Consider the following 16,401-nt stretch of genomic DNA (forward strand, 5'->3'; position numbering starts at 1 on the left):
TCGGTAACCGGTCATCTCCCCGTACTCCGGCCGCCGGCAGGGGCCCAGCCCCTGACTTTCCGTCATCACCGCAGGTGTCCACCGGCACCGGCCACCTTCCGCTGGAGAGACCGACGTTGAGCGCGACCGGATGGATCAGGGACAGATTCACCGGCCCGCCCCCGGGGGGCGTGCCGGGCACCGTGACGGGCACCTGGCCGAAGACCTCCCACGCCCTGCCGCTGATCGGCATGGTGCTGGTGGTCTCCCTCGACTACTTCACCAACAGCGAGGTGACCGTCGAACCGGCGATCACCGCCGTTCCCGCGCTGGCCGCCGTGGTCAGCCGGCGCACCTGGTACCCGCTCTTCGTCGGCGCCGTCGCCGAGCTCTGCTCCTTCCTGATGGCCTGGTACAACGGCGTGCTCGGGGAGTCCGTGCACACCGCGACCGTGCTCGCGGTCGCCCTGGTCGCCGGGATCGGGTACGTCAGCGCCACCCTGCGGCTGCGCCAGGAGCAGGCGCTGGCCGACGCCCGGCTGGTCGCCGACATCGCCCGGCGGGTGCTGCTGCGCCCCGTCCCCGACCGGGTCGGCAGCGTCCGGGCCGCCGTCCACTACGCGGCCGCCGCCGCCCAGGCCTCGATCGGCGGCGACCTGTACGAGGTGGTCAACACCCGGCACGGCGTCCGGGCCGTGGTCGGCGACGTCCGCGGCAAGGGTCTCGCCGCGGTGGAGACCGCGGCGGCCGTGCTCGGCGCGTTCCGCGAGGCCGCGCACCAGGAGCCGGCCCTCGACCGGGTCGCCGGCTGGCTCGCGGTCAGCCTCGACCGCGCCCTGCACGAGACCGACCACCCCGGGGTGGAGGAGGAGTTCGTCACCCTGGTGCTGATCGGCGTCTGCCCGGACGGCTCGGTGGAGATCGTCAACTGCGGCCACCCGGCGCCGCTGCTGCTCACCGCCGACGGCTGCCGGGCGGTGGAGCCGGAGGAGCCGGTGCCGCCGCTCGGCGTGCTCGACCCGGCGGACGTTCGGCCGCCCGTCCAGCGGGTCGCCGTACGGCCGGGGGACCGGGTGCTGCTCTACACCGACGGCGTGATCGAGGCCCGCGACCACCGCGGCTCCTTCTACCCGCTCGCCGGCCGGATCGGCGAACTCGCCGTCGGCGGGCCGGTCGAGGTGCTCCGGCGCCTCCACGAGGACGTCGTCCGCCACGTCGGCCACAAGCTCGGCGACGACGCGGCGATGCTGCTGCTGCAGTACGAGCCGCCGGCCCCCGAGCTCCCGCAGCCCCGGCAGGGCCGCGAGGCCCTGCCGGACAGCGGCTCCGCCGCGGGGCGGGCCACCGGTTCCTAGATCCGTACGTCGACGACCAGGGGCCGGTGGTCGGAGACCGCGGTGCGGGGGGCCGAGACCGAGCCGACGGCGGTGCGCGGGACGCCGATGCCGAGGATGTGGTCGAACTGGACCGCCGGCCGGTGCGACGGGTAGGTGGGGGTGCGGGCCAGGTCGTACCAGCCCTGGAGGCGCGGGCGCGGCTCGCGGGTGCGGCGCCGCCGCAGCCCGGTCCGCGCCTGCCGGGCGTTGCGGACGCGCTCGCGCGAGGTGGTGCGCTCGATCGCGGCGGCGCTCCCGAGCACGGTCCGCGGCACCGCGCCGATCAGGTTGAAGTCGCCGAGCACCAGGTACGGCTGGGGCAGGTCGGCGATCCAGCGGCGGATCCCGGCGAGCTGGGCGACGTTCCAGCCGGGCACGAACGACAGGTGCGCGGCGACCACGGTGAACGGCCCCTCGCTGCCCTCCAGGACGGCGGCGATCGCCGCCCGCGGCTCGTCCGGGACGGGCGTCAGGCCGCGCCGGCCCGCGACCTTCAGCGGCAGGCCGAACGGCGCGGGCGCGAACCGGCGGGCCCGCCAGTGCCGCACCGGGAGCCGGGTGAGCAGCGCGGTGCCGTACGAGGGCTGACCGGTGGCGGTGTCGACCTCGGCGGGACCGTACACCTGGAGGCCGGGGAGGTCGGGGTCGGGGAGCCAGCCGGAGAGCGGCGCGGGGGTGCCGTGCAGGGCGGCGGCGAACCGCCAGTCCGCGGCGCCCATCGCCTTGGCGGCGACGGCGGCCTGGTCGACGCAGCCGGAGCGCTCCTGGTACCGGTCGACCTCCTGGAGCGCGAGCACGTCCGCGTCCAGGTCGGCGACCGCCTCGCCGAGCGGGGCGCCGGCGTCGGCGGGGTAGGGGTCCGGGCTGCCGTCGGCGGCCAGCGGCTGACCGTGCAGCAGGTTGTAGGTCGCGATGCGCAGATGGCTCACCGGACTCACGGTACCGGCTGCGCGTGAACGCCCTGTTGCCCGCCGCCCTCCGTCGTGCGAGGGGGGTGCGTTGCCGGACGCCGTGCATACCGGGTATACATACTCGGTATGTCGATCCGTCACGGCCTGCTCGCCCTGCTCGACCAGGGCCCGCGCTACGGCTACCAACTGCGCACCGAGTTCGAGGCCCGCACCGGCGCCACCTGGCCGCTCAACGTCGGCCAGGTCTACACCACGCTGGGGCGCCTGGAGCGCGACGGCCTGGTGGAGCCCGCCGGTGAGGACGCCGAGGGGCACCAGTTCTACGCCGTCACTGAGGAAGGACGCGCGGAACTGCGCCGCTGGTTCGACAGCCCGGTGCAGCGGACCAATCCGCCGCGCGACGAGCTGGCGATCAAGCTGGCGATGGCCGTCACCGTGCCCGGGGTGGACGTCACCGCCGTGGTGCAGGGACAGCGCCGGCACAGCATGCAGGCGCTGCAGGACTACACCCGGCTGAAGGGCCAGGCACTGGTCAACGACACGGGGGCCGGCGAGGACCTGGCGTGGCTGCTGGTGCTGGAGCAACTGATCTTCCAGGCCGAGGCGGAGATCCGCTGGCTGGACCACTGCGAGACCCGGCTGGCCCGGCACGCGGAGCGTGCGCGGGCCGAGGTGCCCGCGACCACCGAGGCGCCGGCGAACGCCCCGCGCCGCCGCAGCCGCATCCGATGAACATGGGGGAAGCCATGAGTACAACCGAGTCCCAGGCCCCGGTGCTGCACCTGGAGCAGGTCAGCCGGGTGCACGGCCACGGCGCCGCCGAGGTGCACGCGCTGCGCGCCGTCGACCTGAAGGTGCACCCGGGCGAACTGGTCGCCGTGATGGGCCCGTCCGGGTCCGGCAAGTCCACCCTGCTCACCCTGGCCGGCGGCCTCGACGCCCCGACCGGCGGCCGGGTCCTGGTCGAGGGCGCCGACCTCGGCGCGCTCTCCCGCAAGCAGCAGGCGGCGGTGCGCCGCCGCTCGGTCGGGTACGTGTTCCAGGACTACAACCTGATACCGGCGCTGACCGCCGCCGAGAACATCGCGCTGCCCCGCGAGCTGGACGGCGTCTCCGCCCGGGCCGCCCGCCGGGAGGCGCTGGCCGCGCTGGAGGAGCTCGGCATCGCCGAGCTCGCCGACCGCTTCCCGGACGACATGTCCGGCGGCCAGCAGCAGCGCGTCGCGATCGCCCGCGCGCTGATCGGCGACCGCCGCCTGGTGCTGGCGGACGAGCCGACCGGCGCCCTGGACTCCACCACCGGCGAGACGGTGCTGGCCGTGCTGCGGGCCCGCTGCGACGCCGGCGCGGCCGCGATGCTGGTCACCCACGAGGCGCGGCACGCCGCCTGGGCGGACCGGGTGGTCTTCCTGCGCGACGGCCGGATGGTCGACGAGACCGCCAACACGGACGCCGCGGGCCTGCTGGTCGCCGCCGCGACCAACAGCGTGAAGGGCGGCGACGAGGCGTGAGGATCACCGCCTGGCGGGCCGCCCTGCGGATCGCCCGCCGTGACGCGATGCGGGCCAAGGGCCGCTCCGCCCTGGTCCTGGCCATGATCGCGCTGCCGGTGCTCGGCGTGGCCGGCGTGGACGTGGTCGCCCGCAGCGCCCAGCTGGAGCCCGCGGAGCAGGCCGTCCGGATGATGGGCGGCGCCGACGCCCTGGTCTCGCTCGACGGGCGCGGCTCGACGGTGCTGCAGGCCCCCAACCACCGCGCGGAGAGCCAGACGGTCGGCCCGACCGAGGGCCAGGCCCCGACCCCCGAGCAGAAGCGCAGCTCCGGGACCGAGCCCGACGTGCTGCTCCCGCAGCTGCTGCCGCCCGGCACCACCCTGGTCCCGGTGCCGTTCGGACCCCGGGCCTCCGCCACCACCAAGGAGGGCCGGCTCTCCGTCGGCACCACCGAGGCCGACCTGACCGACCCGGTCTGGCGCGGTCTGCTGGACGTGGTCGAGGGCGCGGCCCCGAGCGGGGACCGGCAGGTCGCCGCCACCCGGGCCTTCCTCGACCAGTCCGGTCTGCGGATCGGTGACTCCACCGCCCTGCGCGGGCTGGAGGCCACCCCGTACACCATCACCGGCGTGGTCGAGTACCCCGAGGACCTGGGCTCCGTCGAACTCGTGGCCCGCCCGGGCGGGTTGATCGCCGCGCTGGACAAGGCCCGCGGCTCCGAGCAGGGCGACCGGGGGAACCCCGGCCGCGGTGGCGACTGGCTGGTGAAGCTGCCCGCCGGGCAGACCCTGGGCTGGCCGCAGGTGCTGGAGCTCAACAAGTACGGCTTCGGCGCCACCAGCCGCACCGTGCTGCTGGACCCGCCGGCCCGCTCCGAGGTGCCGCTGTACGCGTACAAGGCCCAGCACGGCTACGACGACAGCCGGATCGACGCCGCCGCGCTCGCCGTGGTCGCCACCGTGGTCGGCATGGCCCTGCTGGAGATCGTGCTGCTGGCCGGCCCGGCCTTCGCGGTCGGCGCCCGCCGCTCGCGCCGCCAGCTCGGACTGATCGCGGCCGGCGGCGGCGACCGCTCGCACGTACGGGCCGTGGTGCTCGGCGGCGGCGTGGTGCTCGGCCTGGCCGGCGCCGTGGTCGGCGTGGTGCTCGCCGTGGCGCTGGTCGCGGTCGGCCGCCCCTGGCTGGAGGAGTGGGGCGGCCAGCGCTTCGGCCACTTCGACCTGCACCCGCTGGACCTGCTCGGCATCGCCGCGGTCGGCCTGGTCACCGGCCTGCTGGCGGCCGTGGTGCCGGCCGTCCAGGCCGCCCGGCAGAACGTGGTGGAGGCGCTCACCGGCCGCGGCTCGCTCAAGCCCGCCAACCGCTGGATCGCGATGCTCGGCCTCGTGATGGTCGCCGGCGGCGCCGCGCTCGCGCTGCTCGGCAGCGCCCTCGGCGCGGGCCGCGGCCTGCCGGTGCTCGGCGGCTCGGTGATCGCCGAGCTCGGCATGGTGCTGTGCACCCCGGTCCTGGTCGGCCTGTTCGGCCGGCTCGGCCGACTGCTCCCGCTCAGCCCCCGGCTGGCGCTGCGCGACGCGGTCCGCCACCGCGGCCGGACCGCCCCCGCGGTGGCCGCCGTGATGGCCGCCGTGGCCGGCTCGGTCGCCGTCGGCATCTACACCACCAGCTCCGACGAGCAGAACCGCCGCGAGTACGTGGCCACCGTCCCGTCCGGCGCCGTGGTCCTGCGGGCCGGCTGGAACCCCGATTCCACCGACCGGTTGCCGCAGCTGAGGGCCGCCGTCGAGCAGTCGGTCTCCGACCTCGGCCCGCGCGGCGACACCTGGGACGTCAGCTACGGCGGCGACTGCCGCAAGGCACCCGGCAGCTGCGGCGACGTGCGGCCGAAGCTGCCCGCGGAGCTGCGCTGCCCCGCCGACGAGCTGCAGGAGGCCGGCGAGGTCGGCGTCGGCCGGCCGACGGACGACCCGCGCTGCCGCCTCCACGGCGGCCGGGAGGACCGGTACGGCATGTCGCTCGGCGACGCGACCGTGCTGCACAACCTCTTCGCGGTCCACGACCCCGCCGCCGAGCAGGCCCTCGCCCAGGGCAAGGCGGTGGTCTTCGACCAGCGGTACGTCAAGAACGGCAAGCTGATCCTGGCCCTCACCGAGCCGGTGCGCGCCGAGGAGGAGGCCAAGGCGGCAGCCGAGGGACGCCGGGTCCGTCCGGCCACCCACGAGATCACCGTGGACGCGGTGTACGCCGCGCCCACGACGCCCGGTGAACTCGCCCTGCTCACCCCGCAGGCGGCCCGCGCCGCCGGGCTCGGCGCGACCGAGTCCGGGTCGGTCTGGCTCCCCGCGGCGGCGCCGGCCGGGGTCGCCCAGCAGCGGGCCGACGCGGCCCTCTCCAAGGTCGACGAGGACGCCTTCCTCCAGGTCGAGCGCGGCTACGAGGGCGGACGCGACCTGTACGCGCTCGGCCTGACCGGCTTCGCCGCGCTGGTCGCGCTCGGCGCGGCCGGCATCGCCACCGGCCTGGCCTCCGCCGACTCGCAGAACGACCTGGCCACCCTGGCCGCGGTCGGGGCGACCGGCGGGATCCGGCGACGGCTGTCCGGCTTCCAGTGCGGGGTGATCGCCGCCATGGGCGCGGTGCTCGGCACCCTGTGCGGCGTCGTCCCGGCGGTCGCGCTGCGCCGGCTGGAGGCCGCCTCGCAGAGCGCGGTCACGGAGGCCGGCGGCATTCCCCGGGAGACCGTGATCGCCTTCCCGTGGCTGAACCTGGGCCTCACGCTGATCGTGCTGCCCGCGCTCGCCTGCGGCCTCGCGATGCTGGTCACCCGTTCCCGGCTGGTGCTGGCCCGCCGCGCGGGCTGACGGGCACGGCCGACGTGATGCGGCCCGCCCCCGGGTGACGGTCGTCACCCGGGGGAAACCCGGGCCGCATCCACCCGCCCGGGCGAACTAAAGTCGTCCGTATGACGAAAACCCCGGACAGCGTCGTCCGCTCCTACATCGACCAGCACGAGGCCGGCTTCCTCCAGGACCTCGCGGACTGGCTGCGCATTCCCTCGGTCTCCGCCGATCCCGGCCGGGCCGACGAGGTCCGCCGCTCCGCCGAGTGGCTGGCCGCGAAGCTGCGCGGGACCGGGTTCCCGGTCGCCGAGGTGTGGGAGACCGACGGTCTGCCGGCGGTGTTCGCCGAGTGGCCCTCCGGCGACGCCGGGGCGCCCACCGTGCTGGTCTACGGCCACCACGACGTGCAGCCCGCCGCCAAGGAGGACGGCTGGGACACCGAGCCGTTCGAGCCCACCGTGGTCGGCCGCCGGATGTACGCCCGCGGCGCGGCCGACGACAAGGGCCAGGTCTTCTTCCACACCCTCGGGGTGCGGGCCCACCTCGCCGCCACCGGCCGGACCGCCCCCGCGGTCAACCTCAAGCTGCTGATCGAGGGCGAGGAGGAGTCCGGCTCGCCGAACTTCGGCGCGCTGATCCGCCGCGAGGCCGAGCGGCTGGCCGCCGACGTGGTGATCATCTCCGACACCGGGATGTGGTCCGAGACCACCCCGACCGTCTGCACCGGCATGCGCGGCCTGGCCGACGCCCAGATCGACCTCTTCGGCCCGGACAGCGACATCCACTCCGGCTCCTTCGGCGGGGCGGTGCCGAACCCGGCCGACGTCGCGGCCTCGCTGGTCGCCGCGCTGCACGACGCCGACCGCCGGGTGGCCGTCCCCGGCTTCTACGACGGCGTGGTCGAGCTGACCGCCGAGGAGCGGGCGCTCTTCGCCGAGCTGCCCTTCGACGAGGCCCAGTGGCTGAAGGTCGCCAAGTCGTACGGCACCCTCGGCGAGGCCGGCTACTCCACCCTGGAGCGGGTCTGGGCCCGGCCCACCGCCGAGGTCAACGGCATCTGGGGCGGCTACACCGGCCCGGGCCAGAAGACCATCGTCCCGGCCGAGGCGCACGTCAAGCTCTCCTTCCGGCTGGTGGCCGGCCAGGAGGTGGAGAAGGTCCGCGAGGCCGTCCGCTCCTGGGTCGCCGAGCAGGTGCCCGAGGGCATCCGGTACGAGCTGGTCTTCCCGGGCGCCACCCGCCCGTGCCTGACCCCGCTGGACCACCCGGCGCTGCAGTCCACCGCCCGGGCGATGGGCCGGGCCTTCGAGCAGAAGATCCTCTTCACCCGCGAGGGCGGCTCCGGCCCCGCCGCGGACCTGCAGGACGTGCTCGGCGCCCCGGTGCTGTTCCTCGGCATCTCGGTGCCCTCCGACGGCTGGCACTCGATCAACGAGAAGGTCGAGCTGGACCTGCTGCGCAAGGGCGTGGAGGCCTCCGCGTACCTCTGGGCCGACCTGGCCGAGACCTTCCGGCCGTGACCACCGTGAGCACCACCGCGAGCGGCGCCACGAGCACCACCACGAGCACCACCGCCGAGAGTTCGACGACGCGAACGGGGATGGACGAGTTGAGCAGTCTGCCGGAGACCCAGCCGCTGGCCCTGGCCCGCGCCGGGGTGGACCGCGCCGCGCACCACCGCTTCGACGAGCCGTGGCTCGCCGCGGCCTGGAGCCACCCGACCACCAAGGTGCTGCCGATCGCCGGCGGCGAGGCGTTCGTGGTCGACACCGAGGCCGGCAGCGAACTGGTGCTGCTGCCCTCCTTCGAGGCGCCGGAGGCCGGGGACCGCTTCTTCCTCGGCACCGACGAGGACGGGGTCAACTACTTCGCGCTGGCCGGCGAGAGCCTGCCGGGCCGGCTGGACGGCGACGCCCGTCCGGCCGGACTGCGCGAGGTCGGCGGCTCGCTCTCCGACCGCGACGCCGGGCTGCTGGTGCACGCGGTGGCGCTGGAGCACTGGCACCGGCTGCACAGCTTCTGCTCCCGCTGCGGCCACCCGACCGAGAAGGCCGGGGCCGGCCACGTCCGCCGCTGCACCTCCTGCGCGGCCGAGCACTACCCGCGGACCGACCCGGCGGTGATCATGCTGATCACCGACGGCGAGGACCGCTGCCTGCTGGGCCGTCAGGCGCTCTGGCCGGAGGGCCGCTGGTCGACCCTGGCGGGCTTCGTCGAGCCCGGCGAGTCGATCGAGCAGGCGGTGGTCCGCGAGGTGCTGGAGGAGGCCGGGGTCCGGGTCGGCGAGGTGCAGTACGTGGCCAGCCAGCCCTGGCCGTTCCCGTCCAGCCTGATGCTGGGCTTCCTCGGCAAGGCCGACCCGGCGGGCACCGCGATCACCGTGGACGGCGAGGAGCTGTCCGAGGCGCGCTGGTTCTCCCGCGCGGAGCTCAAGGCGGGCATGGAGGCGGGCGAGATCCTGCCGCCGTCCGGCATTTCGATCGCCCGGCACCTGGTCGAACTCTGGTACGGCGGTCCGCTGCCCGCGGCGGCCCGCTGGTAATGGCCCGGAACGATAAAGGGGGCGCGCGATTTATGTCGCGCGCCCCCTTTATTCATTTCACTTCGATCGGCGGCGGCTCGACCGCCAGCCAGCAGCTGACCGTCTTCCCGGTCAGCCGGGTGGTGACCGCCCAGCGGGTGCACAGCGCGGAGACGATCGCCAGCCCGCGGCCGTTGGAGTCCTCCTCGCCGGCCGCGCGCATCTGCGGCATGCCGTGGCCGTAGTCGGCGACCGAGATCTGCAGCGCCGACTCCTGCAGCGTCAGGCTGATCGACACCGCCCCCCGGCCGTACCGCACGGCATTGGTGACCAGCTCGGACACCACCAGTTCGACGCTGTCCGCCAGGTGCTTGACGCCCCAGGCGGACAGCGCGGTACTCGCCAGCCGGCGGGCCCGGGCGACGTTCCGCGGCAGCGGCGGGAAGGTGGCCCCCGCCGTCCAGGCGCCGCGCTCGGCGGCGGGGAGGACCCGGCCGGGGCGCGCCTCGGCGCCGGACGAGTCGGTCGTGTCGGCGTGACGTGCGCTCCGCCGTTGCGGGGTACTGCTCACGGGCATGGATCCGCCCCCGGGGTGTGCGTGGTCAGTAATACATTCGAATGCGATCGAAAGGATCCGGGCCAGGGTACGGAATCCCCAATCCCGGCCAATGTTGACGGGTTTCGCTGAAAAGGCGCAAGCAGAATGGCTACATTCACTCGGGTGACGATCCCCCGGGGCGGTGCGCCCGCTCCCAAGTACCAGCGGCTCGCGGCGGACCTGCGCCGCCGCATCGAGGCCGGCGAATGGCAGGACGGCGCCCAGCTCCCGGTCGAGGGCGAGCTGGAGGAGCAGTACGGGGTGGCCCGGAACACCGTCCGCCTCGCGGTGGACGTGCTGGTCAACGAGGGCCGGCTGGTCCGGATGCAGGGCAAGGGCACCTACCTGCGGCACCGGCCGGTGCTGGACCACCGGGCCCACCGGCCGTCCCGGCTCCCCGGCCAGCGCGGCGCCCTGGCCGACCCCGGCGAGCTGTACGCGCGCGAGGCCGCGCTGGCCGGGCGGCAGCTGACCGTGGAGTTCGACGTGATGGTGGTGCGGGCCCGGGCCGACATCGCCGAGCTGCTCCGACTCCCGGCCGGCGACGCGGTGATGGTGCGCCGTCAGCTGCGGCTGATGGGCCGCGAGCCGTACTCGATCGAGGAGAGCCACTACCGGGCCGGGCTGGCCGCCGGCACGCCGCTGATGGAGCCCGATCCGGTGCCCGGCGGCGACGAGGTGGTGCTGGCCGCGCTCGGGCGGACCGAGACCACCGCGGTGGACCGGGTGGCGGCCCGGATGCCCGGGCCCGAGGAGGCGGCCTGGTTCGAGATCGGCCCCGGCGTGCCGCTGCTGGTGCAGACCCGGGTCACCCACGACCGGCGCGGCCCGGTGCGGGTGGTGGAGACCCGCTACGCGGCCGACCGCTGCCGGCTGGTCTTCGAGGTCGGCGACGGCCACGGCACGGGCGAGGGACACGGAGCCGGCGAGGGGCACGGGGCCGGCCAGGGGCACGGCAAGGGTCAGGGGCGCGAGCCGGACTCGCGCCCCTGACCCGTGGCCCGTCGGGTCAGACCAGGGCGGCCTGGACCTGGCGCAGGCTCGGGTTGGTCATCACGGTCCGCTCGCCGGAGGCGGAGACGACGACCACGGTCGGGACGGTCTGGTTGCCGTTGTTGACCGACTCCACGAACTCCGCCGACGCCGGGTCCTGCTCGATGTTGATCTCGGTGTAGCCGATGCCCTCGCGGCCGAGCTGGCCCTTGAGGCGGTTGCAGTAGCCGCACCAGGTCGTGCTGTACATCGTCACGGTGCCGGACATGGCAGTGGACTCCTTCGTGGTGGAGGTGGACGGTCGCCGGGTGCAACGTCCACCGGTGCGGGCTCATTCCGAGCAGTCTTCAGGGTGTGATTATCGGAGCGATCTGGTGGGCCTGTGGACGGAGCGCCGCAGACTGTCAGGTGTGCCTGAGAGGATGGAAGGCATGCAGGAAGAGCTTCTCGGTATGACCGGCCCCTCCGACGGCCCGGGCCCCGGCGCGTTCGGCCCGTCGATCGGGGCCGACGCGGTGCTGGCCGGGCTCGACCCCGAGCAGCGGGCCGTCGCCACCGCCCTGCACGGCCCGGTCTGCGTGCTGGCCGGCGCCGGCACCGGCAAGACCCGGGCCATCACCCACCGGATCGCCTACGGCGTGCGCAGCGGCGTCTACCAGCCGCAGCAGGTGCTCGCCGTCACCTTCACCGCCCGCGCCGCCGGCGAGATGCGCGGCCGGCTCCGCCAGCTCGGGGCGGACGGCGTGCAGGCCCGCACCTTCCACTCCGCCGCGCTGCGCCAGCTCCAGTACTTCTGGCCGCGCGCCGTCGGCGGCGAGCTGCCCCGGCTGCTGGAGCGCAAGGTCCAGCTGGTCGCCGAGTCGGCCGGCCGCAGCGGCCTGCGGGTCCAGCGCACCGAACTGCGCGACCTCACCGCCGAGATCGAGTGGGCCAAGGTCACCCAGATCGTTCCGGACGACTACCCGACCGCCGTCGCCAAGTCCTCCCGCGAGGCCCCGCGCGACCCCGCCGAGATCGCCAAGGTCTACGCCGCGTACGAGCAGGCCAAGCGCGACCGCAACGTGATCGACTTCGAGGACGTGCTGCTCCTCACCGCCGCCATCCTGGAGGACCGTCCGGAGATCGCCGACCGGGTCCGCGCCCAGTACCGGCACTTCACCGTCGACGAGTACCAGGACGTCTCCCCGCTCCAGCAGCGCCTCCTCGACCAGTGGACCGGCGGCGGCGCCAGCCTCTGCGTGGTCGGCGACGCCAGCCAGACCATCTACTCCTTCACCGGTGCCACCCCCGACTACCTGCTCGGCTTCCGCACCCGCCACCCCGAGGCCACCGTGGTCAAGCTGGTCCGGGACTACCGCTCCACCCCGCAGGTGGTGCACCTCGCCAACGGGCTGCTCTCGCAGGCCCGCGGCCAGGCCGCCCAGCACCGGCTGGAGCTGGTCTCCCAGCGCGAGGCCGGCCCCGAGCCGGTCTACCGCGAGTACCCGGACGAGCCGACCGAGGCCGAGTCCACCGCCCACCTGATCAAGGACCTGCTGGCGAGCGGCGAGCGGGCCAGCGAGATCGCCGTGCTGTTCCGCACCAACAGCCAGTCCGAGGTGTACGAGCAGGCGCTGGCCGACCTCGGCATCTCGTACCAGCTCAAGGGCGCCGAGCGCTTCTTCGAGCGCCCCGAGGTGCGCGAGGCGGGCGTCCTGCTGCGCGGCGCCGCCCGCGCCGGCGACGACCCGCTGACCACCGGCGCGCCCGACCTGGCCGCCCAGGTGCGCGCCGTGCTCGCCACCCGCGGCTTCACCGCCGACCCGCCGGCCGGCTCCGGCGCGGTCCGCGAGCGGTGGGAGTCGCTGGCCGCCCTGGTCCGGCTCGCCGAGGAGTTCGAGGCCACCCGCCGGGAGGCCGGCGGGCGCGCCGACCTCGCGGCCTACGTCGCCGAGCTGGACGCCCGCGCCGCCGCCCAGCACGCCCCCGCCGTCGAGGGCGTCACGCTGGCCTCGCTGCACGCCGCCAAGGGCCTGGAGTGGGACGCGGTCTTCCTGGTCGGCCTGACCGAGGGCACCCTGCCGATCATCTACGCCAAGACCGACGAGCAGGTCGAGGAGGAGCGCCGGCTGCTCTACGTCGGCGTCACCCGGGCCCGCCGGGTGCTCACCCTCTCCTGGGCGCTCTCCCGTTCGCCGGGCGGGCGCGCGAGCCGCAAGCCCACCCGCTTCCTGGACGGGCTGCGCCCCGGCTCCTCCGCCGCCGGCCCGCGCTCCCGGGGCGGCTCCGGCGGCATCGAGCGCGGCGAGCGCTCCGCCGGACGCAAGGCGCGCGGCCCGGTCAAGTGCCGGGTCTGCGAGCGCACCCTGATCGACGCGGTCGAGCGCAAGCTCCGCCGCTGCGAGGGCTGCCCGTCCACCATGGACGAGGGGCTGTTCGAGCGGCTGCGGGAGTGGCGGGCCGCCAAGGCCAAGGCGCAGGGCGCCCCGGCCTACGTGGTCTTCACCGACGCCACCCTGATGGCCATCGCGGAGGACTGCCCGGGCACCCCGCAGGAGCTCGCCCTGATCTCCGGAGTGGGTGCGATGAAGCTGGACAAGTACGGCTCCGACGTGCTCTTGTTGTGTGCGGGGGAGGTTCCGGAGCTCGTTGACGAGCCCGTTGAGCAATCGGTTCTGAACTCGCCGGAAAAATAGTTTGCGCGCCGCGTGTAAGGCGCAATAGCCTGCCGGAGCGGTCAAGGGGACGAGACCGCAGCGCTCGCGAAGGGCTTCCTTCCGCCTGCGCGCGACCATAATCAGACATCGGGGCCCGGGTGACCGGGCACCGCGAGACGCCGAGAGGAGGCGAGTGCAGTGAAGATCAACAACGTGACCAAAATGACTGGCCAGACCGTTGTCCTCGGCATGCCCTCGCGCACCTCGGCGTTCGGTCTGGGTCTCGGTACCACCGGTCTCTCCGTTGCCGGCCCCTGCCTTGTCAGTGGCCCGCGCAATGCTGAGGGCACCCGTGTCGAGACGGGTCTGTCCCGTGACTGGGCGACGTTTGTCGACGGCCTCGAGCTGCGTGATGAGCGACCGACCCAGGCACCGAAGGCAGAGGTAGCAGCGGCCGAGCACGGCCACTATGCCGCCGCAGTCGGTGCCGGATCCGAGCAGCAGGACCAGCAGATTCACCAGGCCATGGCCGCCTTCTCGGGCGCCAAGGCCATCCGGATGCGGGCCTTCCGCGGGCCTGAACCCTGGAGCGAACGAACCTGAGTCAGCCTCAGGTCGGCTTCTCCAGGGCCGCGGAACCCGTCACATTGGGATCCGCGGCCCTTCTGTTTTGTCCGGTACGCAAGACCCACCCAAGGCCCCTCGGGGCCTCCGGCCCAGCCCACCAGCCAACTGGGCCGGATCCACATCGAAGACGAGGAAGACGCCCACAGTGTCCACGGTCATCACACCGCCCCTCCCGTCCGTACCGACCGACAAGACCGTCAAGGCCGACCAGGCCGACCCCCCGGAGGTAACACTCATGCAGCTCACCGCCATCGACGAGGCCGACACCCTCGGCCTTCCGATCCCGTGCCGCGCCTTCGACCCGGAGGTGTTCTTCGCGGAGACCCCCGCCGATGTCGAGTACGCGAAGTCCCTCTGCGGCACCTGCCCCGTGAAGGCCTCCTGCCTGGCCGGCGCCCTCGAGCGCCGCGAGCCGTGGGGCGTCTGGGGTGGCGAGCTCTTCGTCCAGGGTGTGGTCGTGGCCCGCAAGCGGCCTCGTGGCCGCCCGCGCAAGACCGAGGTCATGGCGTGATTTCCGCCGCTCCGATCTCCGGTCACGGATCCGGTGCCGTCCGCAGGGGAGAGCAGCCCCCGCTGGACACCGCACTGCGCCGCTCCGTACGCCGCGCCGCCGCCAAGGCCGACGCAGCCCTCGCCCGCACCACTCCGACGACGCACCACGAGCAGGACCACCACATGAACCCGTCCTTCGACACCGCGGCCCGCCGCACCACCCGCCGCGAGCAGACCACCGAACTCCAGATCCGGAACAGGACCCTCGAAATGCATCTCATGCACGAATCCCTCGCCCGCGCCCATATGCAGGAACGCCTCCACGAGGCTGAGGAGCAACGCCTCGGCCTGCGCGTCCTGCAGGCGGCACGGCTCCGACGGAAGGCCGAACGGGCCTCCCTCCGCGCCCGCAAGGCGCTCGCCGTCGCCCTGATGTAACACCACGCGCAGCCGCACGATCCCCTGTCCGCCGATGGCCGGCCCGCCCGCTCCCCCCACCCCCCGGGAGCCCGCGGGCCGGCCATCGGCGCGTGCGGACTCCTCGGCGGGCGGACCCCTCGACGGGCGGTGGCCCCGGCGTGCGGACCCTCAGCGGGCCGGGGCCTCCTCGGCGAAGCCGGGCAGCCATTCGAGCATCTCGGCGCGGAACGGCGCGTTGGCGCCGAGCTGGCACAGCACGCCGATGGTGGAGAGGGTCACCCGGTGGATCAGGAGGTAGGCCGGGGGGAGGTTGAGCTGCTTGCCGAGGTCGTAGGCGGGGGAGCGGGGGTCGGCGATCCGGGCGGCCTGGGAGCGCATCCAGGCACGGGTGAAGTGGAAGGTCTCCACGGTGGCCGGCTCGATGATCGGCAGCAGGTAGTCGAGCACCGCGTCGGCGTCCAGCTGGATGGAGGGCTTGACGAAGCCCTCCTCGCGGAGCCGCTCCAGCACGCCCGCCGCGTCGCCGGCCAGGGCCATCCGCAGCGAGTCGCCGATCGGCGCGGGCAGCCCGCCGGGCAGCCGGTCGACCGTGCCGAAGTCCATCACGCCGAGCCGCCAGCCCTCGACCGGGCCGTCGTCCTTGATCAGCCGGAAGTTGCCCGGGTGCGGATCGGCGTGCAGCAGCCCCGTCCGGGACGGGCCGGCGAACAGGAAGCGGGCCAGCAGCTGCCCGGCCCGGTCGCGCTCCGCCTGGCTGCCGCGGGCGATCACCCGGGCGAGCGGCACCCCGTCCATCCACTCGGTGACCAGCACCTGGTCGGCCTGGGCGACCACCCCCGGCACCCGGATGTCCGGGTCGTCGGCGAACTCCTCCGCATGCCGGCGCTGCGCCTCGGCCTCCAGGCCGTAGTCCAGCTCCTCGGCGACCCGCTCGCGCAGCTCGGTGATCAGCGGCTTGATGTCCAGCCCCGGGATCAGCGGACCGAGCAGCCAGGCGACCCGGCTGAGCTGGCCCAGGTCGGAGAGCAGCGCGTCGCCCGCGCCCGGGTACTGCACCTTGACCGCGACGGCCCGGCCGTCCCGCCAGACGGCCCGGTGCACCTGCCCGATCGAGGCGGCGGCGGCCGGACGGTCCTCGAAGCTGCGGAACTTGCGCCGCCAGGTCTTCCCGAGGCGCTGCTCCAGGACGGCGTGCACGGTGGCGGCGGGCATCGGCGGGGCGGCGTCCTGAAGCTTCGTCAGGGCGGCCCGGTACGGCCCGGCGACCTCCTCGGGCAGGGCTGCCTCGAAGACCGACAGGGCCTGCCCGAACTTCATCGCGCCGCCCTTCAACTCCCCCAGCACCTTGAAGAGCTGATCGGCGGTGGCCTGCTGGAGCTCGGCCGTGACCACCTCGGCGGAGCGGCCGCCGATCCGCTTGCCCAGGCCGAGGGTGGCCCGGCCGGCGATCCCGAGCGGCAGGGCGGCCAGCCTCGCCGTACGGGTCACTGCCTTGCGCGGAAGATCGCTCACCCC

15 protein-coding genes are annotated in these 16,401 nt (G+C 74.4%); 11 read left to right on the forward strand and 4 right to left on the reverse strand.

Annotated features, from left to right (window positions below; translation table 11 throughout):
• Positions 1–182: 182 nt before the first annotated feature.
• Complete coding sequence (locus ABEB06_RS23530) at positions 183–1,334, forward strand: PP2C family protein-serine/threonine phosphatase (RefSeq protein ID WP_345698870.1); 1,152 nt, start codon at positions 183–185, stop codon at positions 1,332–1,334.
• Here the strand turns inward: ABEB06_RS23530 and ABEB06_RS23535 are convergent.
• Positions 1,331–2,284, reverse strand: coding sequence for an endonuclease/exonuclease/phosphatase family protein (locus tag ABEB06_RS23535; protein ID WP_345698871.1), 954 nt, complete (start codon positions 2,282–2,284; stop codon positions 1,331–1,333). The genes ABEB06_RS23530 and ABEB06_RS23535 overlap by 4 nt on opposite strands.
• Positions 2,285–2,392: 108 nt before the next feature.
• On the opposite strand from ABEB06_RS23535, the gene ABEB06_RS23540 reads away from it, so the two are divergent.
• The 5 genes from ABEB06_RS23540 to nudC all read left to right on the forward strand — a co-directional run bounded on the left by ABEB06_RS23540 (position 2,393) and on the right by nudC (position 9,141).
• Positions 2,393–2,998, forward strand: coding sequence for a PadR family transcriptional regulator (locus ABEB06_RS23540; RefSeq protein ID WP_345698872.1), 606 nt, complete (start codon positions 2,393–2,395; stop codon positions 2,996–2,998).
• 14 nt (positions 2,999–3,012) lie between these two features.
• Complete coding sequence (locus ABEB06_RS23545) at positions 3,013–3,777, forward strand: ABC transporter ATP-binding protein (protein ID WP_345698873.1); 765 nt, start codon at positions 3,013–3,015, stop codon at positions 3,775–3,777.
• Positions 3,774–6,620, forward strand: a complete 2,847-nt coding sequence (locus ABEB06_RS23550; protein ID WP_345698874.1) for an FtsX-like permease family protein — start codon at positions 3,774–3,776, stop codon at positions 6,618–6,620. Before ABEB06_RS23545 ends, ABEB06_RS23550 begins: the two co-directional genes overlap by 4 nt.
• A 101-nt stretch (positions 6,621–6,721) precedes the next feature.
• The gene (locus ABEB06_RS23555) at positions 6,722–8,119 is read left to right on the forward strand and encodes a dipeptidase (RefSeq protein WP_345698875.1); all 1,398 of its coding nucleotides are present in this window, start codon (positions 6,722–6,724) and stop codon (positions 8,117–8,119) included.
• 80 nt (positions 8,120–8,199) lie between these two features.
• Complete coding sequence (nudC, locus tag ABEB06_RS23560; protein ID WP_345701956.1) at positions 8,200–9,141, forward strand: NAD(+) diphosphatase; 942 nt, start codon at positions 8,200–8,202, stop codon at positions 9,139–9,141.
• A gap of 52 nt (positions 9,142–9,193) precedes the next feature.
• On the opposite strand, the gene ABEB06_RS23565 is transcribed toward nudC, so the two are convergent.
• Positions 9,194–9,691 (reverse strand): ATP-binding protein, encoded by a 498-nt coding sequence (locus ABEB06_RS23565; RefSeq protein WP_345698876.1) that lies wholly within the window; start codon positions 9,689–9,691, stop codon positions 9,194–9,196.
• 150 nt (positions 9,692–9,841) lie between these two features.
• Here ABEB06_RS23565 and ABEB06_RS23570 point away from each other — a divergent pair, with 150 nt between their 5' ends.
• A complete protein-coding gene (locus ABEB06_RS23570) occupies positions 9,842–10,711 on the forward strand; it encodes a GntR family transcriptional regulator (RefSeq protein WP_345698877.1) in 870 nt (289 codons plus the stop codon).
• A 16-nt stretch (positions 10,712–10,727) separates the two neighbouring features.
• Here the strand turns inward: ABEB06_RS23570 and ABEB06_RS23575 are convergent, their stop codons facing one another.
• The gene (locus ABEB06_RS23575; protein WP_345698878.1) at positions 10,728–10,979 is read right to left on the reverse strand and encodes a mycoredoxin; all 252 of its coding nucleotides are present in this window, start codon (positions 10,977–10,979) and stop codon (positions 10,728–10,730) included.
• 184 nt (positions 10,980–11,163) lie between these two features.
• On the opposite strand from ABEB06_RS23575, the gene ABEB06_RS23580 reads away from it, so the two are divergent.
• The 4 genes from ABEB06_RS23580 (at position 11,164) to ABEB06_RS39410 (ending at position 14,904) form a co-directional block, all read left to right on the forward strand.
• Positions 11,164–13,386 carry an ATP-dependent DNA helicase UvrD2 gene (locus ABEB06_RS23580; protein WP_345701957.1) on the forward strand — a complete coding sequence of 741 codons (2,223 nt, stop codon included), beginning with the start codon at positions 11,164–11,166 and terminating at the stop codon, positions 13,384–13,386.
• A gap of 159 nt (positions 13,387–13,545) precedes the next feature.
• Positions 13,546–13,950: a hypothetical protein gene (locus ABEB06_RS23585; RefSeq protein ID WP_345698879.1), complete on the forward strand. Its 405-nt coding sequence runs from the start codon at positions 13,546–13,548 to the stop codon at positions 13,948–13,950.
• 169 nt (positions 13,951–14,119) lie between these two features.
• Complete coding sequence (locus tag ABEB06_RS23590; protein ID WP_345698880.1) at positions 14,120–14,485, forward strand: WhiB family transcriptional regulator; 366 nt, start codon at positions 14,120–14,122, stop codon at positions 14,483–14,485.
• Entirely contained in the window at positions 14,482–14,904 is a 423-nt protein-coding gene (locus ABEB06_RS39410; RefSeq protein WP_425559682.1) for a hypothetical protein, read from the forward strand. The genes ABEB06_RS23590 and ABEB06_RS39410 overlap by 4 nt, the downstream gene beginning before the upstream one ends.
• Before the next feature lie 150 nt (positions 14,905–15,054).
• Here the strand turns inward: ABEB06_RS39410 and ABEB06_RS23600 are convergent, their stop codons facing one another.
• A complete protein-coding gene (locus ABEB06_RS23600; protein WP_345698881.1) occupies positions 15,055–16,398 on the reverse strand; it encodes an ABC1 kinase family protein in 1,344 nt (447 codons plus the stop codon).
• Positions 16,399–16,401 lie beyond the last annotated feature (3 nt).

Origin of the sequence: Kitasatospora terrestris (assembly GCF_039542905.1) — a bacterium.
Classification (GTDB): domain Bacteria; phylum Actinomycetota; class Actinomycetes; order Streptomycetales; family Streptomycetaceae; genus Kitasatospora; species Kitasatospora terrestris.

Coding starts and splice junctions, on each gene's coding strand:
- ABEB06_RS23540 (WP_345698872.1), top strand. CDS start 2,393: ATGTCGATCCGTCACGGCCTGCTCGCCCTGCTCGACCAGGGCCCGCGC.
- ABEB06_RS23545 (WP_345698873.1), top strand. CDS start 3,013: ATGAGTACAACCGAGTCCCAGGCCCCGGTGCTGCACCTGGAGCAGGTC.
- ABEB06_RS23555 (WP_345698875.1), top strand. CDS start 6,722: ATGACGAAAACCCCGGACAGCGTCGTCCGCTCCTACATCGACCAGCAC.
- nudC (WP_345701956.1), top strand. CDS start 8,200: ATGGACGAGTTGAGCAGTCTGCCGGAGACCCAGCCGCTGGCCCTGGCC.
- ABEB06_RS23575 (WP_345698878.1), bottom strand. CDS start 10,979: ATGTCCGGCACCGTGACGATGTACAGCACGACCTGGTGCGGCTACTGC.
- ABEB06_RS23580 (WP_345701957.1), top strand. CDS start 11,164: ATGACCGGCCCCTCCGACGGCCCGGGCCCCGGCGCGTTCGGCCCGTCG.